Genomic DNA, 24,822 nt, shown 5'->3' on the forward strand with positions numbered 1-24,822 from the left:
ATCAAAAGCGCAGCGTGCTCACGCCACGTTAGTCTTCACTGTCGCCTATTCGTCTGGCCTTGATAATCCCCGTGACGGGCGCCAGATTGAGCCCATAGGCCACACCCAAGGAGCCCATCATGTCCGATTCTCTTGTAATCCCCTGCCCACACTGCAACGCCCTCAACCGCATCCCCCACGAACGCCTGGGCGATGCCCCAAAGTGCGGGCGCTGCAAGCAGCCGGTGTTGCTCAGCAAACCGTTTGAATTAAGCCAGGGCGATTATTCCAGCCAGATCAAGGGCGATTTACCGCTCCTGTTGGATGTGTGGGCCGAATGGTGCGGGCCGTGCAAGTCGTTTGCGCCGGTGTTTGAACAGGCGGCCGGGCAGCTGGCCGGCAAGTGCCGGCTGGCCAAGCTCGATAGCGAGGCCAACCAGCAGCTTTCGGCGCAATTGGGCATTCGCTCGATTCCCAGCCTGATCCTGTTCAAGAACGGCCGGGAAGTGGCGCGCCAGAGCGGGGCATTTGCGTTACCGCAACTGATGAGCTGGTTGCGTAGCCAAGGGGTGTAACCCTGTAGGAGCGGGCTTGCCCGCGATGGCGAGGGGCAACTTGATGGATATGCAAGCTGGCACACCGTCATCGCAGGCAAGCCAGCTCCCACATCGAGCGTGCTCATCCTTGATGATCAGGCGTTTTCCAGCAGGTTATGCAACTCCACAAACTGCTGGGTCAGCTTGTGGCGCGGGTCGAGGTGGATCAGCGGTTTGCTCTCCTGGTGGGATTCGCGCATGCGCACCGAACTGGCCAGGTACACCGGCAGTACCGGCAGGCCCTCGGCGATCAACTCGTCCAGCATCTTCTGCGGCAGGCTCGCCCGGGCCTGGAACTGGTTGACCACGATGCCTTCCACTTCAAGGCCTTCGTTGTGGTCCTCCTTGAGCTCTTCGATTTCCGCCAGCAGGCCGTACAGCGCCTGGCGCGAAAAGCTGTCGCAATCGAAAGGGATCAGTACACGATCAGCCGCGATCAACGCCGAAACCGCATAGAAGTTCAGGGCCGGCGGGGTATCCAGGTAAATCCGGTCGTAATCCTCGGCCAGTTCATCCAGCAGCTTTCGCAGCTTGTTGATCTTGTGCTTGGCCTCGAGCTTGGGCTGCAGGTCCGCCAGTTCTGCGGTGGCGGTGATGACGTGCAGGTTGTCGAACGGGGTTTCGTAGATATCCACCTGGTTTTTCTTCGAAAACGGCCCGGATGACAGGGTCTGCTTGAAGAAGTCGGCAATGCCCATGGGAATATCGTCACCCGTCAGCCCTGTCAGGTACTGGGTCGAGTTGGCCTGTGCATCGAGGTCCACCAACAGGGTTCGATAGCCTTCGCTGGCGCTGACCGCCGCCAGGTTGCAGGCGATGCTGGACTTGCCAACGCCACCTTTTTGATTGAACACCACGCGCCGCATGGAAAAACCTCCGTGTATCAATGAATGCCCGAGTGTAGAGGGCAAAAGCGCCCGCTCGCTACCTTGATCAAGCTTGTACTACAGCATCTGAAGACGGATCCCGCATAACTATCTCGTAATACGCCAACCAATAAAGAGTTGCCTGACACCAGCCCCCCGTAGCCATTGGCGGACAATCACTGATTCTTTTCGGCGAATTTGTAAATTCTCGTGAACAATTCTTTACCAAAGTTTGCTAGAACCCCACCGCACCCGGATAATGCGCGCCACTCGGCCATCGCGCCATGCCCCGGTTTTATGGGCAATTTGCAGCACAAGGAAGCCCGCAGGGGCGGGAAATCTTCTCAGTGATCAACTTCAACATCGCCCAATGGCGCGCCTGGGCCCCTGGGCTCGACAGCGTGGATGCCTGGCGCGACTGGTGCCAGGCCCCAGTGTTGGTGGCCCAAAGCGATGCCGCGCCCGATGTGTCGTTCCTGCCGGCCATGCAGCGCCGGCGCCTGAGCCGCCTGGCCCGGATGGCCTTCAGCGTCGGCTGGCCCTTGGCCGACGGCCTGCAGGACCTGCCGCTGGTATTTGTCTCGCGTCATGGCGAAACCCCACGCACCCTGGACATTCTCAGCGACCTGGCCAACGACCAGCCGCTGTCGCCCACCCAATTCAGCCTGTCGGTACACAATGCGGTGATTGGCCTGTGGTCGATCCTGCGTAACGAAACCAGCGAAATGACCGCCCTGGCAGCCGCGGGCGACGGCCTGGAGCACGGCATGCTCGAAGCCGCAGCCCTGCTCAACGAAGGCGCGCCGGCCGTTCTGCTGGTGATTACCGAAGAGCAGCCACCCCTGGCCTACGCGCGGTGGATCGATGATGTGCCGTTCCCCTACGCCCTGGGCCTGCTGCTGACCCCAGGCGACGAATGGCAACTGGCGCTGCACACCACAACGGTCCAACCCACCGAGACCCAGTGGCCCCACGCCCTGAACCTGCTGCGCACCCTGCTCACCGAGCAAGGTGCCTGCCAACATGCCTGGAAGAACCGAGTATGGAACTGGCAACGCAAACCCTGACCGACAAGCCCCGGGACGCCTACTACTGGCGCCTGTTCGCCACGGCAGCCAGCTTCGTGCTGTTCGGCGTGGGCGGCTTGTGCCTGCGCTTGCTGGTGTTCCCGCTGCTCAGTTGCCTGCCGGGGGACGCCCGGCAGCACCAGCGCCGTGCGCGCCTGACCGTCGGGCGGTTGTTCTGGTTCTTTATCAACATGATGTACCGCGCCGGCATTCTCACCTACAGCGTCGAAGGCGCCGAAAAACTCGGGCGCCCCGGGCAGATGATCATCGCCAACCACCCGTCGCTGATCGACGTCGTGGTGCTGATCGGCCTGGTACGCCAGGCCAATTGCGTGGTCAAGCAGAGCCTGTGGCAAAACCCCTTCACCCGTGGCCCCGTGAATGATGCCGGCTATATCAGCAACGATGGCAGCATCGACATGCTCGATGCCGCCGCAAGTGCCCTGCGAGGCGGCCAGACCCTGATTATCTTTCCCGAAGGCACCCGCACCGTGCCGGGCAAAGCCCCGGCCTTTCATCGCGGGGCCGCCGCCATCGCCCTGCGCGGTGCGACAATCATCACCCCCGTGGTGCTCAAGGTCAGCCCGACCACGCTGACCAAGGCCGAGCCCTGGTATCGCATCCCCAACCGCCGCTTTCACTTCAGTTTGCGGGTGGGTGCCGATATAGACCCACAGGTGTTTGCCTCACAAGGGCCACCACCTCAGGCCTCACGCAAGCTCAACGATTATCTGCATCACTATTTCATTAAGGAGCTCGCCGAAGATGAGCAACCCCAACAGCCTTGAACACGAAATCAAAACCCTGATCATCGAGGCCCTGGGCCTGGAAGACATCGACGCCTGCGACATCGGCAGCGAGCAAACCCTGTTCGGCGAAGGCCTGGGCCTGGATTCGGTAGATGCCCTGGAATTGGGCCTGGCGATCCAGAAAAAGTACGGCATCAAGATCGATGCCGACGCCAAGGACACCCGCAATCACTTTATCAACGTGGCCAGCCTCGCGGCGTTCGTCACGGCCCGACAGGCAGCTTGAGACCCGACCATGCAAACTCGTGACGATATCTTCAACACCCTGCGCGACGCCCTGGTGGAACTGTTTGAACTGGAGCCTACGCGGGTCACCCTCGACGCCAACCTGTACCAGGACCTGGAAATCGACAGCATCGATGCGGTGGACCTGATCGACCATATCAAGCGCCAGACCGGCAAGAAAATCGCCGCCGAAGAGTTCAAGGCCGTGCGTACGGTCAATGATGTGGTCGAGGCGGTCTACCGTCTGGTCCAACCGACCGCATGAGCCGGCTGATCGGCCTTGGCCTGTTGCTGGTAGGGCTGCTGTACCCTTTCGCGGTGTATTACGGCACGGAGCATTTCGCCCCGTGGCAATTCGGCCTGCTGCTGGCCAGCCTCTGGCTGCTGCGCGCGCTGACCGGCCCGCGGCGTCCCGGCAGCGGCTGGATGGCCGGCGTGGCGCTTGTGTTTTGCCTGCTGCTGGCCTGGTTCGACAACCCGCAGTTGCTGCGCTGGTACCCAAGCCTGGTCAGCATCTTCATGCTGGCGCTGTTCGGCCTGAGCCTGAAGTACGGCCCGCCGATGGTCGAGCGCCTGGCGCGCCTGAGCGATCCGCATCTGCCTGAAAAGGCCATTGCGTACACGCGCCAGGTCACCGTGGTGTGGAGTGGGTTTTTCTTGTGTAACGGCCTGCTCGCCGCTGCGCTCACCTTGTGGGCACCGTTGAGCTGGTGGACGTTGTACAACGGCCTGATCGCCTATGGGCTGATGGGGTTGTTGTTTGCCGTGGAATGGCTGATACGACAAAGGGTTCGAGGCCGCGTATGAATTGGGTCAATCTTGAGCATCTGTTGCTTGAGCCTGTGCAACTGCGTTCGGTCACCACTGAACCTGCAATGAACCACGCACAACTGTGCGAACGGGCCCTGAGCCTGGCGGCCGGGCTCAAAGCCCGTGGCATCCAGCGCCTGGCCGTGCACCTGAGCGACGCCGGCGAGCTGGCGATTGCCCTGCTGGGCGCCTGGCGCGCCGGGGCCAGTGTGCTGCTGCCCGCCGACCTGCAACCCCAGACCCGCCAACGCTGGGCCACTGCGGTCGACGCCTGGCTGACCGAAGCGGGCGACCTGGAGGCGCTCTACCACCCGCCGCTCGCCGCCGCAGCCCTGGACCTGGACGCCTGCCAATTGGGCCTGTGCACCTCCGGCTCCAGCGGCGCGCCCAAGCGCATCGACAAGACCCTGCGCCAACTGGCCAACGAGGTACAGGCCCTGGAAGCCTTGTGGGGCGCCGACCTGGGCCGCGCGTGCATCGTCGGCAGCGTCGCTACCCAGCACATCTATGGCCTGTTGTTCCGCGTGCTGTGGCCGCTGTGCGCCGGTCGCAGCTTTGTGCGCCAGCAACTGCCGTTCCCCGAAGACTTGCAGCGCGTCAGCCGCCAGCACCCGCATTTCGCCTGGGTGGCCAGCCCGGCCCTGCTCAAGCGCATGGGCGATAACCTCGACTGGACGGCCTTGAGCACGGTCAAGCGCGTGTTCTCCTCCGGAGGCGCGCTGCCTGCCGATGCTGCCGACAGCCTGCACCAACGCCTGCACCAGTGGCCGACCGAGATCCTCGGCAGTTCGGAAACCGGCGGCATTGCCTGGCGCCAGGGCCACACGCCCTGGCAGCCGTTTGCCGATGTACGCCTGACTCAGGATGCCGATGGCGCCTTGTGCATTGCCTCGCCGTACCTGCCGGCCGGGCATGTCGAGCAGACGGCCGATGCCGCGCAGATCCACGCAGATGGGCGCTTCGAACTGCTCGGGCGCCTGGACCGGATCGTCAAGCTGGAAGAAAAACGCATCTCCCTGCCGATGCTCGAACAGGCCCTGGCCGACCACGCCTGGGTCGCGGAAGCGCGCCTGGGAGTGGTCCAGGAAAACCGCGCGTCCCTCGGTGCCCTGGTGGTACTCAGTGGCGACGGCCTGCACGCCCTGCGCAACCAAGGCCGGCGCAGCGTCACCCAAGCCCTGCGCCAGCACCTGGGCCAGCACTGCGAAGCCCTGGCCCTGCCCCGCCGCTGGCGCTTGTTGCGCCAGTTGCCGCTCACCCCCCAGGGCAAGCTGCCCCAGGCCGATGTCGAAGCCCTGCTGCTGGCGCCGCGCCCCAAGGCGCCGGAATTGCTGGCGCAAGTCGAGACCGACGGCGAATGGACCCTGCAACTGAGCATCCCGCCGGACCTGGCCTACTTCAGCGGCCACTTCCCTCACACCCCGGTGTTGCCAGGGGTGGTGCAGGTGGAATGGGCGTTCAACCTGGGCCAGCAACTGCTCGATCTACCGCCGACCTTTGCCGGCATGGAAGTGCTCAAGTTCCAGCAACTGGTGCGCCCTGGCGACGTGATCGAGTTGCACCTGCGTTTTGATCGCGAGCGGGGCAAGTTGTATTTCGCTTATCGCAATGACAGTGCGGCGTGTTCCAGCGGGCGGGTTTTGCTGGAGAATTCTCATGCATAGGTTGGGTAAGCGCACATCCCAAATGTGGGAGCTGGCTTGCCTGCGATGCAGGCAACTCGGTCCATCAGGTGCCCACCACCATGCATAACCCCTGCGCCCTGATCCCGGTCTACAACCATGAAGCCGCCGTGCCCGCCGTGGTCCGCAGCCTGCTGGACCATGGCCTACCCTGCCTGCTGGTGGACGATGGCAGCAGCCCGGCCTGCGCCGCCGTGCTGGCGCAACTGGCAAGCCTGGATGACGTGTCGCTGCTGACCCTGCCCGTCAATCAAGGCAAGGGCGCGGCAGTGATGGCCGGCTTTCGCGAAGCTGCGCGCCTGGGCTTTACCCACGCCCTGCAAGTGGACGCCGACGGCCAGCACGACCTGCGCGAAGTCGCGCTGTTTCTCGACGCCTCGCGCACCCACCCCGACGCGGTGATCTGCGGCTACCCCGAATACGACGACAGCGTGCCCAAGGGCCGCCTCTATGCGCGCTACCTGACCCATGTCTGGGTGTGGATCAACAGCCTGTCGCTGCAGATCCGCGATTCGATGTGCGGCTTTCGCATCTACCCCCTGGCACCGGTGCTGGCCTTGATGGACTCGGCACGGATCGGCAAGCGCATGGATTTCGACTCCGACATCCTCGTGCGCCTGTCATGGCGCAACCAGCCGATGCGCTGGCTGCCGACCCAAGTGCATTACCCGGCCGACGGCCTGTCGCACTTTCGCCTGGTCCACGACAACCTGCTGATTTCATCCATGCACACCCGGCTGTTTTTCGGCATGTTGCTGCGTGCGCCAATGATCCTCTGGCGACGGTGGCAGGCATGAGCGACAACCCCCGGCACTGGGCCGACCGCCAGGAACGCGGCAGTTTCTGGCTGATGAAACTCACCGCATTCGCCGCCAAGGTCCTCGGGCGCCGGGTGCTGAGCCCGCTGCTGTATGGCATCGTCCTGTACTTTTTCGTGTTTGGCCGTGCCGCGCGCCAGAGCATCTGGCAGTACCAGCAGCGCCTGGCCGACTGGAGCGGGCGCGACGACCTGCGCCCCAGCCACACAAGGGTGTTCGGCCAGTTCATGGCTTTCGCCGACGCCTTGCTGGACAAGCTCGACGTATGGAACGGCAAGCTGCGCCTGGAACAGATCGAAATCATCGACCCGGCCCAATTGCGCGGGCAACTGCGCGGCGAACGCGGGCAGATGCTGGTGGGCGCGCACCTGGGCAACCTGGAAGTGTGCCGGGCCCTTGCGGAGCTGGGTGAGAAAGTCACCATGAACGTGCTGGTGCACACCAAGCACGCCGAACAGTTCAACCGCCTGCTGGGCGAAGCCGGGGCGAGCAACCTGCGGCTGATCCAGGTCAGCGAGCTGGACCCGGCGGTGATGCTGCTGCTCAGCCAGCGCCTGGACGACGGTGAGTGGCTGGCGATTGCCGGCGACCGCATCCCGCTGCACGGCGGGCGCACGGTGCGCGTGGATTTTCTCGGCCATAGCGCCGCCTTCCCCCAGGGCCCATGGCTGCTGGCCGGCCTGCTCAAATGCCCGGTCAACCTGCTGATGTGCCTCAAGCACCAGGGGCGCTATCGGCTGATCATCGAGCCCTTTGCCCCATTGATCGAATGGAAACGCAGCGACCGCCAGCAGGTGATCGCCCACTGGGCCGCCCGCTACGCCGAACGCCTGGGCCAGTTCTGCCTGCAAGCGCCCCAACAATGGTTCAACTTTTACCCTTTCTGGAAGACCGATGACGACGCATCTGCTTGAGCCGGTAACCTTCGGCGAACTCCCTTTGCGCATCGAAGACGTGCTGGCCCTGGCCAACCGTCAGGCGCCCACCCGCCTGCAAGACGATGCCGGGTATCGCCAGCGCATCGCCAAGGGCGCGCAGTTCCTCGATTCGCTGCTGGACAAGGAAGGCGTGATCTACGGCGTCACCACCGGCTACGGCGACTCGTGCGTGGTGGCGGTGCCGTTGCAGCATGTCGAGGCATTGCCGCGTCACCTGTACACCTTCCACGGCTGCGGCCTGGGCAAGTTGCTCGACGCCCAGGCCACCCGTGCGGTGCTGGCGGCGCGTTTGCAGTCGCTGTGCCACGGCGTGTCCGGGGTGCGGGTTGAACTGCTGGAGCGCCTGCATGCGTTCCTTGAACACGACATCCTGCCGCTGATCCCGGAGGAAGGCTCGGTGGGCGCCAGCGGCGATCTGACGCCGCTGTCGTACGTGGCCGCGACCTTGTCCGGCGAGCGTGAAGTGCTGTTTCGTGGCGAGCGCCGCCTGGCCGCCGACGTACACCGTGAGCTGGGCTGGACGCCATTGGTGCTGCGGCCCAAGGAAGCCCTGGCGCTGATGAACGGCACCGCCGTGATGACCGGCCTGGCTTGCCTTGCCTTCGCCCGCGCCGACTACCTGCTGCAACTGGCCACGCGCATCACCGCGTTGAACGTGGTGGCGCTGCAAGGCAACCCGGAGCACTTTGACGAACGCCTGTTCGCCGCCAAGCCGCACCCCGGGCAGATGCAGGTTGCGGCGTGGCTGCGCAAGGACCTGGCCATCGACGCCCCGACCGCGCCGCTGCACCGTTTGCAGGACCGCTACTCGCTGCGCTGCGCGCCCCACGTCCTCGGCGTGCTGGCCGACAGCCTGAACTGGCTGCGTTCGTTTATCGAGATCGAGCTCAACAGCGCCAACGACAACCCGATCATCGACGCCGAGGCCGAGCGCGTGTTGCACGGCGGGCACTTCTACGGCGGGCATATCGCCTTTGCCATGGACAGCCTGAAAAACCTGGTGGCCAACGTCGCCGACCTGCTCGACCGGCAACTGGCGCTGCTGGTGGACGAGCGCTACAACCATGGCTTGCCGAGCAACCTGTCGGGCGCCCCGGCGGACCGCGCGATGATCAACCACGGCTTCAAGGCGGTGCAGATCGGCACCAGCGCCTGGACCGCCGAAGCGTTGAAAAATACGATGCCGGCCAGCGTGTTTTCGCGCTCCACCGAGTGCCACAACCAGGACAAGGTCAGCATGGGTACGATCGCCGCCCGCGATGCAATCCGCGTGCTGGAGCTGACCGAACAGGTGGCCGCCGCCACCTTGCTCGCCGCCAACCAGGGCGTGTGGCTGCGCGCCCAGGTCACGGATGCCAGGCCGTTGCCGCCGGCCCTGGCCGCGATGCACATCGAGCTGGCCAAGGACTTCCCGCCGGTGATCGAAGACCGTGCCCTGGAGGGCGAACTGCGCCTGTGCCTGCAGCGCATCGCCGCGCAACACTGGAGGCTGCATGCGTAGCCCCGGCGTGTTGCATTGCGACACTGAAATCCTCGTGCCCTTCTTCGACATCGACACGATGAACGTGGTCTGGCACGGCCACTACGTGAAATACCTGGAAATCGCCCGCTGCGCGCTGCTCGACAAGCTCGGCCACAACTACACGGCGATGCTCGAATCCGGCTATGCGTGGCCGGTAATCGACCTGCAACTGCGCTACGTGCGTGGCGCCACCTTTGGCCAGACCCTCAACGTGCGCGCCAGCCTGGTGGAGTGGGAGAACCGTTTGAAGGTCAACTACCTGATCACCGACCTTGCCAGCGGCGAACGCCTGACCCGCGCCAGCACCGTGCAAGTGGCCGTCGAGATTGCCAGCCGCGAGATGCAACTGGCCTCGCCCACCGTGTTCATCACCGCCGTCGAAAGGGCCCTGGAATGCTGAGCTTGCCCGCGATGGTCGCCAACAATAACGCGGGGGGCCTGACACTGCGCAGCGCCCTCCGGTTTTTCGCGAGCAAGCTCGCTCCTACAGAGGGGCGTCGAAAGGACTTCCCTGTGGGAGCGGGCTTGCCCGCGATGGTCGTCAACGATAACGCGGGGGGCCTGACACTGCGCAGCGCCCTCCGGTTTTTCGCGAGCAAGCTCGCTCCTACAGGGGTTGGGTTGCTGCTGAGCGTTGGGGCTTATGCCTTCGACTTGCAACAACTGAGCGATCAGTTGGCCAAGCCCTCGGTGATCCACGGCAGCTTCATCCAGGAAAAGCACCTGCGCGCCCTGCCCCAGCCGCTGACCAGCAAAGGCACCTTCGTATTGGCCCGGGACCACGGCCTGCTCTGGCTGCTGAAAACCCCACTGCAACAGGACTATCGCTTCAACGCCCAAGGCATAGCCCGGCGTGATGCCAACGGTTGGCAACCGCTGCCGAACAAAAGCGCCGGCGCCGAGCAGAACCGTTTGTTCCTGGCCGTGCTGCAAGGCGACAGCAGCGGCTTGCAGCGCGACTTCGAGTTGCAGCTGCAAGGCGAGGCCAAGGCCTGGAAACTCAAGCTGATCCCCCGCTCGCTGCTGCTCAAGCAAGTGTTCACCCAGATCAATATCGACGGCGGCGAGTTGGTGCACACCATCGAACTGCTGGAAACCCAGGGCGACAGCACCCTGTTACGCATGCAAGACAGCACCAGCACGCAACCCTTGAGCGACGCGGAGCAACACGACTTTGCCCAGTGAGCGTTGGTTGCCGCGCCTGTTCCTGATCCTGCTGGTGGCCGTGCTGGCCCTGGCCGGCTGGCAATGGCGCGAGGGCGCGCCGTTGTCGGCCAACCTGATGGATCTGGTGCCGGGCAACACCCCGGACGCGCTGGAACTGGCGGCCGAGCAACGCATGCAAGAGCCGCTGAACCGCGAGATGCTGGTGCTGGTCGGACATGCCGATCGCCAGCACGCACTGGCCATGGCCCAACAGCTCGGTGAACAGTGGCAAGCCAGCGGCCTGTTTGAAAAGGTCACCTGGACCCTGCAAGCCGACCTGCCAGCCCTGCGCCAACAATTGCTGCAAGGGCGCCTGGCGATGCTGTCGACCAAGGACCGCGAGCAGTTGGTCAGCGAGCCCGAGGCGTTTATCGCGCAGCGGGTGCAGGCGCTGTTCGACCCCTTTACCGGCTTCAGCCTGGTGCCGAGCCAGGACGATTGGCTGGGCCTGACCGGACGCATCCAGAACAGCCAGCCGCAACACGGTGCGGTGCAGCTGGATATCGGCAGCGGCGCGTTGATTGCCGATGCCGACGGCAAAAGCTGGGTGCTGCTGCGCGCGCGTACCCAGGGCAATGCCTTTGATATGAAACTGCCGCTGCAAGTCGCCGACCTGCTGCAAGCCAGCCGCGACCAGGCCAGCGAGCAAGGCGTGCAACTGCTCGCCGCCAGCGGCCTGCTGTACGCGGCCAACGGCCAACAACAGGCCAGCCGCGAGATGACCTGGGTCGGCGGCGGCGCAACAGTAGGGATTCTGTTGCTGTTGCTGCTGGCGTTCCGTCGCTGGCGGGTGTTGCTGGCCTTTGTCCCGGTGCTGGTGGGCATGCTGTTTGGCGCGGTGGCCTGTGTGGCGCTGTTTGGCCATATGCATGTGATGACCCTGGTGCTGGGCGCGAGCCTGATCGGCGTGGCCGTCGACTACCCGCTGCATTACCTGTCCAAGAGCTGGAGCCTGCAACCCTGGCGCAGCTGGCCGGCCTTGCGCCTGACCCTGCCGGGCCTGAGCCTGAGCCTGGCCACCAGTTGTATCGGCTACCTGGCCCTGGCCTGGACGCCATTCCCGGCGCTGACCCAGATCGCCGTATTCTCCGCCGCCGGCCTGGTGGGCGCCTACCTGTCGGCGGTGTGCCTGTTGCCGGCGCTGCTCAACGGCCTGGACCTGCGCCCGGCGCAATGGCCGCTGCGGGTCGCCGAGTTCCTGCTGGGGGTGCGTGAATCCTTGCTCAAGCGCCTGCCGAGCCAGGCGCTGCTGGTGCTGGCCCTGCTGTTCTGCGCCGGCGGCCTGTGGCAGTTGAACAGCAAGAACGATATTCGCCAGTGGATCGGCGCACCGCCGCAGTTACTGCAAGAAGCCCAGGCCATTGCGCGCATTACCGGCTACCAACCCACCAGCCAGTTCTTCCTGGTGCATGCGGACAATCAACAACAGTTACTGGAGCGCCAGGCGGCGTTGAGCCAGCGCCTGGATCAACTGGTGCACATGGACAAGCTGCAGGGCTACCTGGCACTCAATCAACTGGTCAGTACGCCCGGCGAACAGCAACACGTGCGCGAGGCCCTGAATCAACTGCCGGCGCTGTGGCAACCGCTGCTCGACCTCGGCATCCCCGCCAGCGCCCTGCAAGCGGAGGTGGCGCAGTTGCAGGCGCTGCCCACCGCCGACATCGACGCCGCCCTCGCCGGCCCGCTGGCCGAGCCGTGGCGCCTGTTGTGGCTGGGCAATGTCGACAGCGGCGTGGCGGCGATGGTCAGCCTGCAAGGCCTGAACAACCCGGCGCTGCTGCGTATCCAGGCCCTGGACCTGCCGGGCGTGCAACTGGTGGATCGCCTCGGCGACTTGAACCAGGTATTTGCCGCGACCCAGGTCAGCGCCGCCGAACTGAAATTATTGTCCTGTGTACTGATCGTCTTGCTGCTGATCCTGCCCTTTGGCCTGGGCGGCGCGCTGCGCATTGTCGCCCTGCCGCTGTTGGCTGCGCTGTGCAGCCTGGCCAGCCTCGGGTGGCTGGGGCAACCGTTGACCCTGTTCAGCCTGTTCGGCCTGTTGCTGGTGACAGCGATCAGCGTCGACTATGCGATCCTCATGCGCGAACAGATCGGCGGGGCCGCGGTCAGCTTGCTGGGGACGCTGCTGGCCGCGGTCACCACCTGGCTGTCCTTTGGCCTGCTGGCGGTGTCCAGCACCCCGGCGGTGAGTAACTTCGGCCTGTCGGTCAGCCTGGGCCTGGCCTTCAGCTTTATGCTGGCGCCATGGGCCGGCCGCCAGGAACATGCGCAATGATGCCAACTAATTTTTTTTTGTTGAATGTGATGATCGCCAACCCGGCAAGGAGCCACAGTGCCCACAGTTGAAATGGAACGTCGCCAGGTCGTTGTGATCGGGGCCGGCCCGTCCGGTGCCATTGCGGCCGCGTTGCTCAAGCGCAACGGGCATGATGTGTTGATCATTGAGCGCGAACACTTCCCGCGTTTTTCCATCGGCGAAAGCCTGTTGTCCCATTGCATCGACTTTATCGAAGAGGCCGGCATGCTCGAGGCGGTCAACGCCGCCGGCTTCCAGCTGAAAACCGGCGCCGCGTTTGCCTGGGGCGAGCGCTACAGTGCCTTCGATTTCGGTGACACCTTCAGCGAAGGCAAGCCCACTACCTTCCAGGTCCAGCGCGCCGAATTCGACAAGTTGCTGGCCGATCAGGCGGCGTTGCAAGGCGTGGAGATCCGTTACGGCCAGACCCTGGTCGGGGTGGATTTCGCCGCGGGCCACCGCTACCTGCATGTACGCCGCGAAAACGGCCGCGAATACCACATCAAGGCCGGCTTTGTGCTCGACGCCAGCGGTTACGGCCGCGTGCTGCCACGCCTGCTGAACCTTGAGGCGCCGTCAAACTTCCCGTTGCGCCAGGCGGTGTTCACCCACGTCGAGGACCGTATCGAACATCCGGGCTTCGACCGCAGCAAGATCCTCATCACCACCCACCCGACCCAGCGCGATATCTGGTTCTGGACCATCCCGTTCAGCAACGGCCGCTGCTCGGTAGGCGTGGTCGCGGCCAAGGAGCATTTCGACGGTTGCGATGGGGATCTGGATGCCTGCCTGCGCGGCTTTATCGAGCAAACCCCGAGCCTGTCCAAGGTGCTGGCGAACGCGGTCTGGGATACCCCGGCGCGGACCATCGGCGGCTACTCGGCAAACGTCACCACCTTGCATGGCCCGGGCTTCGCGCTGCTGGGCAATGCCGCAGAGTTCCTCGACCCGGTGTTCTCTTCAGGCGTGACCATCGCCATGCGCTCGGCCAGCATGGCGGCAGGTCTCCTGCACCGCCAACTCAAGGGCGAAAGCGTGGACTGGCAAACCGAGTTCGCCGCGCCACTCAAACGCGGGGTCGATACCTTCCGTTGCTACGTCGAAGGCTGGTACGCCGGCACCTTCCAGGATGTGATCTACCACCCTGGCAGCTCGCAGGAAATCCGCCGCATGATCAGCTCGATCCTCGCCGGTTATGCCTGGGACGAGCGCAATCCCTTTGTCAGCGAACCCAAGCGCCGCTTGCGGATGCTCTCGGAAATCTGTGCGGGGGAAAACCTATGAGCAGCCCACCTGTGTCTAAAGAGTACTTGAGCAAAAACTACGTCGAAGAAACCAAGTTCGGCTTCTGGTTCCTGCGCAGCCACACCTGGCAACATCACGTACTGCGCGTGGCAATCAACGACCTGCGCAGCCTGTTCAGCACGCCGTTGCCGGAAGCACCAGTGCTGCTGGATGCCGGTTGTGGCCAGGGCAAGTCGTTTAGCTATTTACAGCAGGTGTTCGCTCCCAAGCGCCTGATCGGCCTTGACGCCGACCCGCACAGCCTCGACCTGAGCCGTGCCGAAGCGGCGCGCCAGGGCATTGAGATCGAGTTGATCGGCAGCGATTGCGCCACCCTCAAAGTGGCCGATGAAAGTGTCGACATCCTGTTCTGCCACCAGACTTTCCACCACCTGGTGGAGCAACAACGGGCGCTCACCGAGTTTTATCGAGTGCTCAAGCCCGGCGGCTACCTGCTGTTTGCCGAGTCCACCGAAGCCTATATCGACACCTGGGTGATTCGCTGGCTGTTCCGTCACCCGATGCATGTGCAGAAAAGTGCCGATGAGTACCTGGAGATGATCCGCGAGCAGGGTTTCGAATTTGGCCCGCAGAACGTGTCGTACCCGTACCTGTGGTGGAGCCGCTCGGCAGACTTCGGCCTGCTGGAGCGTTGGGGCTTGCGCCGGCCCAAGCCGTTTGGCGAGCGTGAAGAGACGTTGGTGAATGTGGTTGCACGCAAGCCACTCACAGGCCCGCCAGCATGATCCGCGCGCTGTTGATCGGCTGCCTGTTGCTGCTGGCCGCATGCGCCAGCCAGCCGCCGCTGCCGGTGCATACACCGAGCCTGGCCTTGCCCCTGCAATTGCATATCGAGCGCGAGCAGGACGGCCAGCGCCAGGACTGGTTGCTGGTGATCCAGCGCGAAGGCGAGGCCTTGCGCTGGTCGCTGATGGACCCGCTGGGCATCCCCCTGGCCCGGCAAAAGCTGGTGGCCGGCAGTTGGCAGGCAGATGGCCTGCTACCACCCAACCCCCAGGCCCGCGAGCTGTTTGCGGCGTTGCTGTTTGCCCTGACCCCGGCCGCCGAAATGCCCGGCAACTACCCCCAAGCCCGTGAAGACGATGGCGTACGGGTACTCAAGCCGCACTGGCAGGTGATCTACCGCGCCCCCTTGACCTTCAGCGTGAACATGCCGGGCCAGCACCTGAACTACCGCGTCACCGCGCTCGAGAGCAGCCCATGACCGCTTATCTCAATGCCCTGGGGATCATCTGCGCCCTGGGCCGTGGCCAGCAGCAAGTGCGGCGCAATCTGTTTGCCGGGGATTGCTCGGGCATGCGCGCCGAGAGCGGCTGGGTGCCCGAGCGAGTACTGCCGGTGGGCAGCGTGCCTGGCGAACTGGCGCCACTGCCGCCGCACCTGGCGCAACAGAGCAGTCGCAACAACCAGCTGTTGCTGGAGGCCGCCTTGCAGATAGAAGGCCCGATCCGGCAGGCGATCCACACCTTTGGCGCCTCGCGTATCGGGGTGGTGCTGGGTACCAGCACCTCGGGCATCGATGAGGCCAGTCGCGGCATCGCCCATTACCTGCGCGAAGGGCAGTTCCCCCAGACCTATGACTACCGCCAACAAGAGCTCGGCGCCCCGGCCAACTTCCTCGCCGACTGGCTGCAACTGAGCGGCCCGGCCTATGTGATTTCCACCGCCTGCACCTCCAGCGCCCGCGCAATGATGAGCGCACGCCGCCTGCTGGACCTGGGCCTGTGCGATGCGGTGCTGTGCGGCGGGGTCGATAGCCTGTGCAAGCTGACCCTCAATGGCTTCACCTCGCTGGAGGCGGTGTCTTCCGAGCGCTGCAACCCGTTTTCGCTGAACCGCAACGGCATCAATATCGGCGAGGCAGCGGTGCTGTTCCTGATGAGCAAAACACCAGCGCCCATCGCCCTGCTGGGCAGCGGCGCCAGTTGCGATGCGCACCATATTTCTGCGCCAGAGCCCAGTGGCAAGGGCGCATTGCAGGCGATGAGCAAGGCCCTGGCCAGTGCAAAATTGGCACCGGCGCAGATCGGTTACCTGAACCTGCACGGCACCGCGACCCAGCATAACGACGCCATGGAAAGCCTGGCCGTGGCCACCCTGTTTCCGGCTGGCGTGGCCTGTTCCTCGACCAAGCCGCTGACCGGCCATACCCTCGGCGCTGCCGGGGCACTGGAGGCTGCGTTCTGCTGGCTGAGCCTGGTCGAGGGCACACTGGCGCCGCATATCTGGGACGGTCAAGCCGACCCGGCGTTGCCCGCCCTGCGCTGGGCCAAGGTCGGCGACACCCTGGAAAAACGCTGCCTGATGAGCAACTCGTTTGCCTTCGGCGGCAACAACGTCAGCCTGATTATCGGAGACGCCCCATGAGCCATTGGCCACTCGCCGAACTGCTGCCCCACGCCGGGGACATGATCCTGATCGACCAGGTGTTGGCGTTCGATGAAGAACAGATCCACACCCGCGTCACCGTCAAGCCCGGCGGCCTGTTCAATCGCCCCGACGGCAGCCTGCCGGCCTGGGTCGGCGTCGAGTTGATGGCGCAAAGCGTGGCCGCCTATGCCGGCTGCCGCGCGCGCCAGAACGGCGAAGCGGTGGAGTTGGGCTTCCTGCTGGGCACGCGCAAGTTCGAATGCAATGTCGAGCACTTTCCCCTAGGTGCCGAACTGACCATCCACGGCCTGCGCTCCCTGGAAGACGACAACGGCATGGGTGTGTTCGAATGCCACCTGACCGGCGACGGGATCCAGGCCAGCGCGCGCCTGAACGTATTTCGACCGCCCCAGGCGGCCAACTATTTAGCTGAATCGAAGGACACGTGTCATGACTGAATCCGTACTGGTCACCGGCTCCAGCCGGGGTATCGGCCGCGCTATCGCCCTGCGCCTGGCCCAGGCCGGCCATGACCTGGTGCTGCATTGCCGCAGTGGCCGTGCCGAGGCGGATGCCGTACAGGCCGAAGTCGAGGCCCTGGGCCGCAAGGCACGGGTGCTGCAATTCGATGTGGCGGACCGTGCCACCTGCAAGCAGATCCTTGAAGCCGACGTAGAAACCCACGGTGCCTATTACGGCGTGGTGCTCAATGCCGGGCTGACCCGCGATGGCGCGTTCCCGGCGCTGTCGGAGGACGACTGGGACGTGGTGATGCGCACCAATCTCGATGGTTTCTATAACGTGCTGCACCCGGTGATGATGCCGATGATCCGGCGGCGCGCGGCCGGGCGCATTGTGTGCATTACTTCGGTCTCGGGGCTGATCGGCAATCGTGGCCAGGTCAATTACAGCGCGTCCAAGGCCGGCCTGATCGGCGCCGCCAAGGCCCTGGCCATTGAGCTGGGCAAGCGCAAGATCACCGTCAACTGTGTGGCTCCGGGCCTGATCGACACGGCAATGCTCGATGAAAACGTGCCGGTGGAAGAACTGATGAAGATGATCCCCGCGCAGCGCATGGGCACCCCCGAAGAAGTCGCCAGTGCGGTGAACTTCCTGATGTCGGCGGAAGCCGGCTACATCACCCGCCAGGTCCTGGCCGTGAACGGGGGCCTGTGCTGATGAAACGTGTGGTAGTCACCGGCATGGCCGGCATGACCTCCCTGGGCTGCGATTGGGACACCATCGTCGCCAACTTCCGTGCCCAGCGCAGCGGTATCCGGCGCATGGACGAGTGGGATCGCTTCAGCGAACTGAACACCCGTTTGGCCGGGCCGATTGACGACTTTGTCGTGCCGGCTCACTGGACCCGCAAACAACTGCGCAGCATGGGCCGGGTTTCGCGCCTGGCGGTGTGGGCTGCCGAACAGGCGTTGCACGACGCCGGCCTGCTGGGCGATGCGTCGATCAAGGATGGACGCATGGGTGTGGCCTGCGGCTCATCCACCGGCAGCACCGATGAGATCAAGGCGTTCGGCAATATGCTGCTCAACTCGGTGGCCGAGGGCCTGAACGCCAACTCCTATGTGCGCATGATGCCGCACACCACGGCGGCCAATATCAGCATCTTCTTTGGCCTCACCGGGCGCCTGATCCCCACCTCCAGCGCGTGCACCAGCGGCAGCCAGGGCATCGGCTACGCCTATGAAGCGATCAAGTTCGGCCGCCTGCCGCTGATGCTCGCCGGCGGCGCCGAAGAACTGTGCCCCACCGAAGCCATGGTGTTTGACGCGCTCTACGCCACCAGCCTGAAAAACGACGCCCCGCAGACCAGCCCACGGCCCTACGACAGTGGTCGCGACGGCCTGGTGATTGGCGAGGGCGGCGGCATGCTGGTGCTTGAGGAGCTGGAACATGCCCTGGCCCGTGGCGCGCATATCCATGCCGAGATCGTCGGTTTTGGCAGCAACGCCGACGGCCAGCACACCACACGTCCCGAGCAGGCCACCATGCGCCGGGCCATGGAGCTGGCCCTGGAAGATGCCGGCCTGGCGCCGGATGCCATCGGCTATGTCAACGGCCACGGTACCGCCACCGAACAAGGCGACATTGCCGAAACCCTGGCCACCAGCAGCCTGTTCGGCAGCCGCATGCCCATCAGCTCGCAAAAGAGTTTCCTGGGCCATACCCTGGGCGCCTGCGGGGCGCTGGAGTCGTGGTTCAGCATCGAGATGATGAACCGCGACCAATACGTGCCGACGTTCAACCTCGATCAAGTCGACCCACGCTGCGGCCAACTGGATTACCTGCGCGGCGAGTTCCGCCAGATGCACAACGATTACGTGATGAACAACAACTTTGCCTTTGGCGGCGTCAACACGTCGCTGATCTTTCGCCGCTGGCAGTAAGCCTTTTATCTGATTGGAGAGAACGCAATGTCTTCGTTGCTACGCGCCACCCTTATCGCCCTGACCCTGCTGACCGCTGCCGGCTGTACCAGCAAGCCGGTGCTCAACACCCAGCACGCACTCGCCGCCAACGAGCAGGTCAGCGAAGCGAAAATGAAACAGAGCATCCTCACCGCGCTGGACAAGCGCAACTGGACCGTACAACGCGCCGACCCACGCCTGATCCAGGCCCAGATCAACGTGCGCAACCGCTACTACGCCGAAATCGACATCCGCTACACCGGCACCAGCTACGCCATCACCTACCGCGACAGCCAGGAACTGGGCTACAAGGACGGCAAGATCCATCGCAACTACAACCGCTGGGTGAGCATGCTCGACCGCGACATCATGGCCGGGCTGCGCTCCAATGGCGCAGCTGAAGCGGGCACGGCGGCGCAGTTGTTCAAGGAGACGGGGACGTCGAAGCAGAACTGATCGGCGCCTGAAAAACCGGCACCTACCTAGCACCAGAAACGACAAAGGGCGCCTTTCGGCGCCCTCTTCACAAGCAGGCTGGCTTGTCATCGCCTTGACAGCCAAAAACTGCTCACTGGAAAGTTCAGCGATTTTGTCAAATCAACACGCTGCCTTCTTTGGGCTGATAGAGAAGTGTCATCCATGTCACTCAGTGAAAAAGAAACGATTCTGCGCAACGCCAAGGTAAATCACTAAATCGGTTCCGTTACCTGATATGTGACCGCGGTTACACCAACGCCTTGCGCGTCAGCAGCTCGACAAACGCCTTGGCCATGGGTGACTGCTGGTCCTTGCGCTGCACCAGCCACACCGCCGTTACCGCCTCCGGGTCGAGCAAGGTGCGGTAGACCACGCCATCGATGCGGATGCGCTGGTACGACGCCGGCAACACCGACACTCCCAACCCCGCCGCCACCAGGCCGATGATGGTCATGGCCTCGCCGGCCTCCTGGGCGAAGTGCGGGCTGAAGCCGGCGTCGCGGGCCAGGCTGAGTAACTGGGCGTACAAACCGCTGCCATAGGCCCGTGGGAAAAACACAAAAGGTTCGTCGGCCAACTGCGTCAGATGCAAGCCCCGCTCGCTGCCTTGCGCCAACGGATGGCCGGCACTGAGCACCGCCACCAGGGGCTCACGCATCAACTCCACGACACTTAGTGAGTCCGGCAACGGCAACGGGCGCATCAAGCCGACCTGGATCGACTCATCCACCAGCGCACCCGCCACTTCGGTACTGCTCATTTCCTGCAGGTTCAGGTGCACCGCCGGGAAGGCTTGGCGAAAAGCAAAAATCGCTTGTGGGATGCTGGAGTTGAACGGCGCCGAAGAGGTGAAGCCAATCTTCAGTTCACCCAGTTCCCCCAACTGCGCACGGCGCGCCACATCCGCAGCCTTGTCGACCTGCGCCAGCACCAGGCGGGCCTCCACGAGGAACAGGCGCCCAGCCTCGCTCAGCTCGACCCGACGATTGGTGCGCTCGAACAGCCGCGCGCCGACCTGCTGTTCCAGCGCCTGGATCTGCTGGCTCAAGGGCGGCTGGGAGATCCCCAAAACCTGGGCGGCCCGGCCGAAATGCAGCTCTTCAGCCACGGCGATGAAGTAGCGCAAGTGGCGCAATTCCATGAAAACCTCATTAGGTCGTAAAAGCTATCAAACAGGTCGAACAATATATTGGAAAGAATCATTAGCCAGCTATATTCTTTTTTGCATGGCCAGTCCTGGCTGCCTTTGCTTGCCGAGGTCCCGCGTGAAAGCTGCTGTCGCTCCACTTGCCCAAGAACGTCCGCCCACTGCCCTGGATGAGGTGGTGGCGCAGCTCAACGACGTGTACATCGAAAAAGGTACGCCGATGTTTATGCGTACAGTGCTGGCGCTGTTTTCCGGCGGTTTTGCCACCTTTGCCCTGCTGTATTGCGTACAACCGATGATGCCGGCGCTGTCCCACGAGTTTTCCATCAATGCCGCGCGGAGCAGCCTGATCCTTTCTGTCTCCACCGCGATGCTCGCCTTTGGCCTACTGATCACCGGGCCAGTTTCCGACCGCCTGGGGCGCAAGCCGGTGATGGTCACCTCGCTGTTCTGCGCGGCCGTGTGCACCATCGCCAGCGGCCTGATGCCGACCTGGGAAGGCATCCTGTGGATGCGCGCGCTGCTGGGCCTGTCCCTCAGTGGCCTGGCTGCCGTGGCCATGACCTACCTCAGCGAAGAGATCCACCCGCAGCACATCGGCCTGGCCATGGGCCTGTATATCGGCGGCAATGCGATTGGGGGCATGAGCGGGCGCCTGATCACTGGCGTGTTGATCGACTTTGTCAGCTGGCATACCGCAATGCTGGTCATCGGCGCGCTGGCGCTGATTGCGGCGACGGTGTTCTGGAAAATCCTGCCGCCCTCGCGCAACTTCCGCGCCAGCAGCCTCAAGCCGCGCAATTTGCTCAATGGTTTCGTCATGCACTTCAAGGATGCCGGCCTGCCCTGGTTGTTCCTCGAAGCCTTCTTGCTGATGGGCGCCTTTGTCACGCTGTTCAACTACATCGGCTACCGCTTGCTGGCCGATCCCTATGACCTGAGCCAGGCGGTGGTGGGCTTGCTGTCGGTGGTGTACCTGTCGGGCATCTACAGCTCGGCGAAGATTGGCTCGCTGGCCGACCGCCTGGGCCGCCGCCGCGTGCTGTGGGCCACCATCGTGCTGATGCTCGCCGGCATCACCCTGACCTTGTTCGGCCCGCTGGCACTGATCATCATCGGCATGCTGATCTTCACCTTCGGCTTCTTCGGCGCCCACTCGGTGGCCAGCAGCTGGATTGGCCGCCGCGCAGTCAAAGCCAAGGGCCAGGCTTCGTCGCTGTACCTGTTCAGCTATTACGCGGGGTCGAGCATTGCCGGGACGGCCGGTGGGTTTTTCTGGCACTACGCCGGCTGGAACGGGATTGGCGGGTTTATCGTCGCGCTGCTGATCGTTGCGCTGCTGGTGGCGTTGAAGCTGGCCAAGTTGCCACCGCTCAAACTGTAGGAGCTGGCTTGCCAGCGATGTGGCCCGAAGAATCACCGCAGGGCTCAGGCATGTCATCGCCGGCAAGCCGGCTCCTACAACAATCGTCAGCTAATAAAAAACCGGCCTGAGCCGGTTTTTTATTAGCTGATGCTTACTCGTGATACTGCGCCGACAACTCATGCACCGCCCGCAGGAACGCGCCCGCATGCTCCGGGTTCACTTCCGGGGTGATGCCGTGGCCGAGGTTGAACACGTGGCCGCTGCCCTTGCCGTAGCTGGCGAGGATACGGCCCACTTCGGTGCGGATCGCTTCCGGCTTGGCGTAGAGCACGGTTGGGTCCATGTTGCCTTGCAGGGCCACCTGGTTGCCGACGCGGCGACGGGCTTCGCCCAGGTCGCAGGTCCAGTCCAGGCCCAATGCATCGGCGCCCGCATCGGCGATGCTTTCCAACCACAGGCCGCCGCCCTTGGTGAACAGGATCACCGGCACTTTGCGGCCTTCGTGTTCGCGGATCAGGCCGCTGACGATTTTGCGCATGTAGGCCAGGGAGAACTCCTGGTACGCCGCCGCCGACAGGTTGCCACCCCAGGTGTCGAAGATCTGTACCGCTTGCGCGCCGGCCATGATCTGGCCGTTGAGGTAGGACACGACCGACTGCGCCAGCTTGTCCAGCAGCAAGTGCATGGCTTGTGGGTTGTCGTAGAGCATGGCCTTGGTCTTGCGAAAGTCTTTCGACGAGCCGCCTTCGACCATGTAGGTGGCCAGGGTCCACGGGCTGCCGGAGAAGCCGATCAGCGGTACGCGGCCGTTGAGTTCGCGGCGGATGGTGCTGACGGCGTCCATCACGTAGCCGAGGTCTTTGTGCGGATCGGGGATCGGCAGGGCTTCGATATCGGCCAGGGTGCTGATCACTTTCTTGAAACGTGGACCTTCGCCGGTTTCAAAGTACAGGCCTTGGCCCATGGCATCGGGGATGGTCAGGATATCGGAGAAGAGGATGGCCGCATCCAACTGTGGATAGCGGTCCAGCGGCTGCATCGTGACTTCACAGGCGAACTCCGGGTTCATGCACAGGCTCATGAAATCGCCCGCGTTGGCGCGGCTGGCGCGGTATTCCGGCAGGTAGCGACCGGCTTGACGCATCATCCACACGGGGGTGACGTCTACGGGTTGCTTGAGCAGGGCACGAAGGAAACGGTCGTTCTTGAGGGCAGTCATGTCGGCATCCGCAAAAAAAGTGCGGGCATTTTCTCAGAGCCGGACGCAAAAGGCACGGTTACAGGTCAGCCTTTTGTCTATCGGGTCAATTTGTCGCAATGGCTGGCAGCACAAACCTCAATAGGCAATGGGGTTTGTGTAGGAGCTGGCTTGCCTGCGATGGCATCAACTGGGCCTGGCTGACAGACCGAGTTGCCTGCATCGCAGGCAAGCCAGCTCCCACATTTTGATCCCGTTTCAACTCGGGATCAGATCAGACCTGCAGGTAGTCCAGGATGCCTTCGGCGGCGTTGCGGCCTTCGAAGATCGCCGTCACCACCAGGTCAGAGCCGCGCACCATATCGCCACCGGCGAAGATTTTCGGGTTGCTGGTCTGGTGCTTGTACTGGCCCTGTTCCGGGGCCACGACGCGGCCCTGGCTGTCAGTCTGGATCTGGAACTGCTCGAACCACGGCGCCGGGCTTGGGCGGAAGCCGAAAGCGATGACCACGGCGTCGGCCGGGATGATCTCTTCGGAACCCGGGATCGGCTCGGGGCTGCGGCGGCCACGGGCGTCCGGTTCGCCGAGACGGGTCTCGACCACCTTCACGCCTTCGACACGGTCTTCACCGACGATAGCGATCGGCTGGCGGTTGTAGAGGAACTTCACGCCTTCTTCCTTGGCGTTCTTCACCTCTTTGCGCGAGCCGGGCATGTTGGCTTCGTCGCGGCGATAGGCACAGGTCACCGACTTGGCACCCTGGCGAATCGACGTGCGGTTGCAGTCCATCGCGGTGTCACCACCGCCGAGCACCACGACCTTCTTGCCTTTCATGTCGACGAAATCTTCCGGCGACTTTTCAAAGCCCAGGTTGCGGTTGACGTTGGCGATCAGGAAGTCGAGCGCGTCGTACACGCCCGGCAGGTCCTCACCGGCAAAGCCGCCCTTCATGTAGGTGTAGGTGCCCATGCCCATGAATACCGCATCGTATTCTTCGAGCAGTTGCTCCATGGTCACGTCTTTGCCGATCTCGGTGTTCAGGCGGAACTCGATGCCCATGCCGGTGAAGACTTCGCGGCGATTGCTCAGCACGGTCTTTTCCAGCTTGAACTCGGGGATGCCGAAGGTCAGCAGGCCGCCGATTTCCGGGTTCTTGTCGAACACCACCGGGGTCACGCCGCCACGTACCAGCACGTCGGCACAACCCAGGCCCGCCGGGCCCGCGCCGATAATCGCGACGCGCTTGCCGGTGGGCTTGACCTTGGACATGTCCGGGCGCCAGCCCATGGCGAATGCGGTGTCGGTGATGTACTTCTCCACCGAACCGATGGTCACCGCGCCGAAACCGTCGTTGAGGGTGCACGCACCCTCGCACAGACGGTCCTGGGGACAAACCCTGCCGCAGACTTCCGGCAGGGTATTGGTCTGGTGCGACAGTTCGGCGGCGGCGAGGATGTTGCCCTCGGCCACCAGCTTGAGCCAGTTGGGAATGAAGTTGTGCACCGGGCACTTCCATTCGCAATACGGGTTACCGCACCCCAGGCAGCGGTGGGCCTGGTCGGCCGAGTGCTGGGGTTTGAAGGGCTCGTAGATTTCCACGAACTCTTTCTTGCGTTGACGCAACAGTTTCTTCTTCGGATCTTTGCGCCCGACATCGATGAACTGGAAGTCGTTATTCAGACGTTCAGCCATGTTAAAACCTCATCAAACTC

Annotated in this window: 26 protein-coding genes; 22 read left to right on the forward strand and 4 right to left on the reverse strand. The window is 63.6% G+C overall.

Annotated elements, in window-relative coordinates:
• Positions 1 to 119 precede the first annotated feature (119 nt).
• Positions 120 to 554 (forward strand): thioredoxin TrxC, encoded by a 435-nt coding sequence (gene trxC, locus AC19YY_RS10345; protein ID WP_172312540.1) that lies wholly within the window; start codon positions 120 to 122, stop codon positions 552 to 554.
• A gap of 116 nt (positions 555 to 670) precedes the next feature.
• Here trxC and AC19YY_RS10350 read toward each other — a convergent pair whose 3' ends face one another.
• Positions 671 to 1,441: a ParA family protein gene (locus AC19YY_RS10350; protein ID WP_169952333.1), complete on the reverse strand. Its 771-nt coding sequence runs from the start codon at positions 1,439 to 1,441 to the stop codon at positions 671 to 673.
• 347 nt (positions 1,442 to 1,788) lie between these two features.
• Here AC19YY_RS10350 and AC19YY_RS10355 point away from each other — a divergent pair, with 347 nt between their 5' ends.
• From AC19YY_RS10355 to AC19YY_RS10450, 20 genes are all read left to right on the forward strand, one after another.
• Positions 1,789 to 2,508: a beta-ketoacyl synthase chain length factor gene (locus tag AC19YY_RS10355; protein ID WP_169952335.1), complete on the forward strand. Its 720-nt coding sequence runs from the start codon at positions 1,789 to 1,791 to the stop codon at positions 2,506 to 2,508.
• Positions 2,484 to 3,296, forward strand: a complete 813-nt coding sequence (locus AC19YY_RS10360) for a lysophospholipid acyltransferase family protein (protein ID WP_169952337.1) — start codon at positions 2,484 to 2,486, stop codon at positions 3,294 to 3,296. The genes AC19YY_RS10355 and AC19YY_RS10360 overlap by 25 nt, the downstream gene beginning before the upstream one ends.
• A complete protein-coding gene (locus AC19YY_RS10365) occupies positions 3,274 to 3,543 on the forward strand; it encodes a phosphopantetheine-binding protein (protein WP_032862152.1) in 270 nt (89 codons plus the stop codon). The genes AC19YY_RS10360 and AC19YY_RS10365 overlap by 23 nt, the downstream gene beginning before the upstream one ends.
• A 9-nt stretch (positions 3,544 to 3,552) precedes the next feature.
• Complete coding sequence (locus AC19YY_RS10370) at positions 3,553 to 3,807, forward strand: acyl carrier protein (protein WP_500604142.1); 255 nt, start codon at positions 3,553 to 3,555, stop codon at positions 3,805 to 3,807.
• Positions 3,804 to 4,349 (forward strand): COG4648 family protein, encoded by a 546-nt coding sequence (locus tag AC19YY_RS10375; protein WP_169952341.1) that lies wholly within the window; start codon positions 3,804 to 3,806, stop codon positions 4,347 to 4,349. The genes AC19YY_RS10370 and AC19YY_RS10375 overlap by 4 nt, the downstream gene beginning before the upstream one ends.
• Positions 4,346 to 6,016 carry an acyl-CoA synthetase family protein gene (locus AC19YY_RS10380; RefSeq protein ID WP_172312536.1) on the forward strand — a complete coding sequence of 557 codons (1,671 nt, stop codon included), beginning with the start codon at positions 4,346 to 4,348 and terminating at the stop codon, positions 6,014 to 6,016. Before AC19YY_RS10375 ends, AC19YY_RS10380 begins: the two co-directional genes overlap by 4 nt.
• Positions 6,017 to 6,096: 80 nt before the next feature.
• Positions 6,097 to 6,831 (forward strand): glycosyltransferase family 2 protein, encoded by a 735-nt coding sequence (locus tag AC19YY_RS10385; protein ID WP_500604143.1) that lies wholly within the window; start codon positions 6,097 to 6,099, stop codon positions 6,829 to 6,831.
• Entirely contained in the window at positions 6,828 to 7,766 is a 939-nt protein-coding gene (locus AC19YY_RS10390) for a lysophospholipid acyltransferase family protein (RefSeq protein WP_169952347.1), read from the forward strand. Before AC19YY_RS10385 ends, AC19YY_RS10390 begins: the two co-directional genes overlap by 4 nt.
• The gene (locus AC19YY_RS10395) at positions 7,747 to 9,291 is read left to right on the forward strand and encodes an HAL/PAL/TAL family ammonia-lyase (RefSeq protein ID WP_169952349.1); all 1,545 of its coding nucleotides are present in this window, start codon (positions 7,747 to 7,749) and stop codon (positions 9,289 to 9,291) included. The genes AC19YY_RS10390 and AC19YY_RS10395 overlap by 20 nt, the downstream gene beginning before the upstream one ends.
• Positions 9,284 to 9,712: an acyl-CoA thioesterase gene (locus AC19YY_RS10400; RefSeq protein ID WP_169952351.1), complete on the forward strand. Its 429-nt coding sequence runs from the start codon at positions 9,284 to 9,286 to the stop codon at positions 9,710 to 9,712. Before AC19YY_RS10395 ends, AC19YY_RS10400 begins: the two co-directional genes overlap by 8 nt.
• Before the next feature lie 134 nt (positions 9,713 to 9,846).
• Positions 9,847 to 10,497 carry an outer membrane lipoprotein carrier protein LolA gene (locus AC19YY_RS10405; RefSeq protein WP_500604204.1) on the forward strand — a complete coding sequence of 217 codons (651 nt, stop codon included), beginning with the start codon at positions 9,847 to 9,849 and terminating at the stop codon, positions 10,495 to 10,497.
• The gene (locus AC19YY_RS10410; RefSeq protein ID WP_500604144.1) at positions 10,487 to 12,799 is read left to right on the forward strand and encodes an MMPL family transporter; all 2,313 of its coding nucleotides are present in this window, start codon (positions 10,487 to 10,489) and stop codon (positions 12,797 to 12,799) included. Before AC19YY_RS10405 ends, AC19YY_RS10410 begins: the two co-directional genes overlap by 11 nt.
• 57 nt (positions 12,800 to 12,856) lie before the next feature.
• On the forward strand, positions 12,857 to 14,104 hold the full coding sequence (locus AC19YY_RS10415; RefSeq protein WP_500604145.1) for an NAD(P)/FAD-dependent oxidoreductase: 1,248 nt from the start codon (positions 12,857 to 12,859) through the stop codon (positions 14,102 to 14,104).
• A gap of 11 nt (positions 14,105 to 14,115) precedes the next feature.
• Positions 14,116 to 14,850, forward strand: a complete 735-nt coding sequence (locus tag AC19YY_RS10420; protein WP_500604205.1) for a class I SAM-dependent methyltransferase — start codon at positions 14,116 to 14,118, stop codon at positions 14,848 to 14,850.
• A complete protein-coding gene (locus AC19YY_RS10425) occupies positions 14,847 to 15,329 on the forward strand; it encodes a DUF3261 domain-containing protein (RefSeq protein ID WP_169952355.1) in 483 nt (160 codons plus the stop codon). The genes AC19YY_RS10420 and AC19YY_RS10425 overlap by 4 nt, the downstream gene beginning before the upstream one ends.
• Positions 15,326 to 16,492: a beta-ketoacyl-[acyl-carrier-protein] synthase family protein gene (locus AC19YY_RS10430; RefSeq protein ID WP_432754936.1), complete on the forward strand. Its 1,167-nt coding sequence runs from the start codon at positions 15,326 to 15,328 to the stop codon at positions 16,490 to 16,492. The genes AC19YY_RS10425 and AC19YY_RS10430 overlap by 4 nt, the downstream gene beginning before the upstream one ends.
• Positions 16,489 to 16,953 (forward strand): hotdog family protein, encoded by a 465-nt coding sequence (locus AC19YY_RS10435; RefSeq protein ID WP_432754935.1) that lies wholly within the window; start codon positions 16,489 to 16,491, stop codon positions 16,951 to 16,953. Before AC19YY_RS10430 ends, AC19YY_RS10435 begins: the two co-directional genes overlap by 4 nt.
• Positions 16,946 to 17,674, forward strand: coding sequence for a 3-oxoacyl-ACP reductase FabG (gene fabG / locus AC19YY_RS10440; protein ID WP_169952361.1), 729 nt, complete (start codon positions 16,946 to 16,948; stop codon positions 17,672 to 17,674). Before AC19YY_RS10435 ends, fabG begins: the two co-directional genes overlap by 8 nt.
• Positions 17,674 to 18,900 (forward strand): beta-ketoacyl-ACP synthase, encoded by a 1,227-nt coding sequence (locus AC19YY_RS10445; protein WP_492634005.1) that lies wholly within the window; start codon positions 17,674 to 17,676, stop codon positions 18,898 to 18,900. The genes fabG and AC19YY_RS10445 overlap by 1 nt, the downstream gene beginning before the upstream one ends.
• Positions 18,901 to 18,927: 27 nt before the next feature.
• Complete coding sequence (locus tag AC19YY_RS10450; protein WP_169952365.1) at positions 18,928 to 19,377, forward strand: hypothetical protein; 450 nt, start codon at positions 18,928 to 18,930, stop codon at positions 19,375 to 19,377.
• A 268-nt stretch (positions 19,378 to 19,645) separates the two neighbouring features.
• Here AC19YY_RS10450 and AC19YY_RS10455 read toward each other — a convergent pair whose 3' ends face one another.
• Positions 19,646 to 20,539 (reverse strand): LysR family transcriptional regulator, encoded by an 894-nt coding sequence (locus AC19YY_RS10455; RefSeq protein WP_169952367.1) that lies wholly within the window; start codon positions 20,537 to 20,539, stop codon positions 19,646 to 19,648.
• 172 nt (positions 20,540 to 20,711) lie between these two features.
• Between AC19YY_RS10455 and AC19YY_RS10460 the strand changes: the two genes are divergently transcribed.
• Positions 20,712 to 21,929 carry an MFS transporter gene (locus tag AC19YY_RS10460; protein ID WP_262381095.1) on the forward strand — a complete coding sequence of 406 codons (1,218 nt, stop codon included), beginning with the start codon at positions 20,712 to 20,714 and terminating at the stop codon, positions 21,927 to 21,929.
• Between the two features lie 133 nt (positions 21,930 to 22,062).
• Here AC19YY_RS10460 and hemE read toward each other — a convergent pair whose 3' ends face one another.
• Together hemE and AC19YY_RS10470 are read right to left on the reverse strand one after the other, a co-directional pair.
• Entirely contained in the window at positions 22,063 to 23,130 is a 1,068-nt protein-coding gene (gene hemE, locus AC19YY_RS10465; protein ID WP_169952372.1) for a uroporphyrinogen decarboxylase, read from the reverse strand.
• Positions 23,131 to 23,383: 253 nt separating this feature from the next.
• The gene (locus AC19YY_RS10470; RefSeq protein ID WP_010213750.1) at positions 23,384 to 24,802 is read right to left on the reverse strand and encodes an FAD-dependent oxidoreductase; all 1,419 of its coding nucleotides are present in this window, start codon (positions 24,800 to 24,802) and stop codon (positions 23,384 to 23,386) included.
• Between the last annotated feature and the right edge of the window lie 20 nt (positions 24,803 to 24,822).

The sequence above is a fragment of the Pseudomonas sp. MF09156 genome (assembly GCF_059862305.1).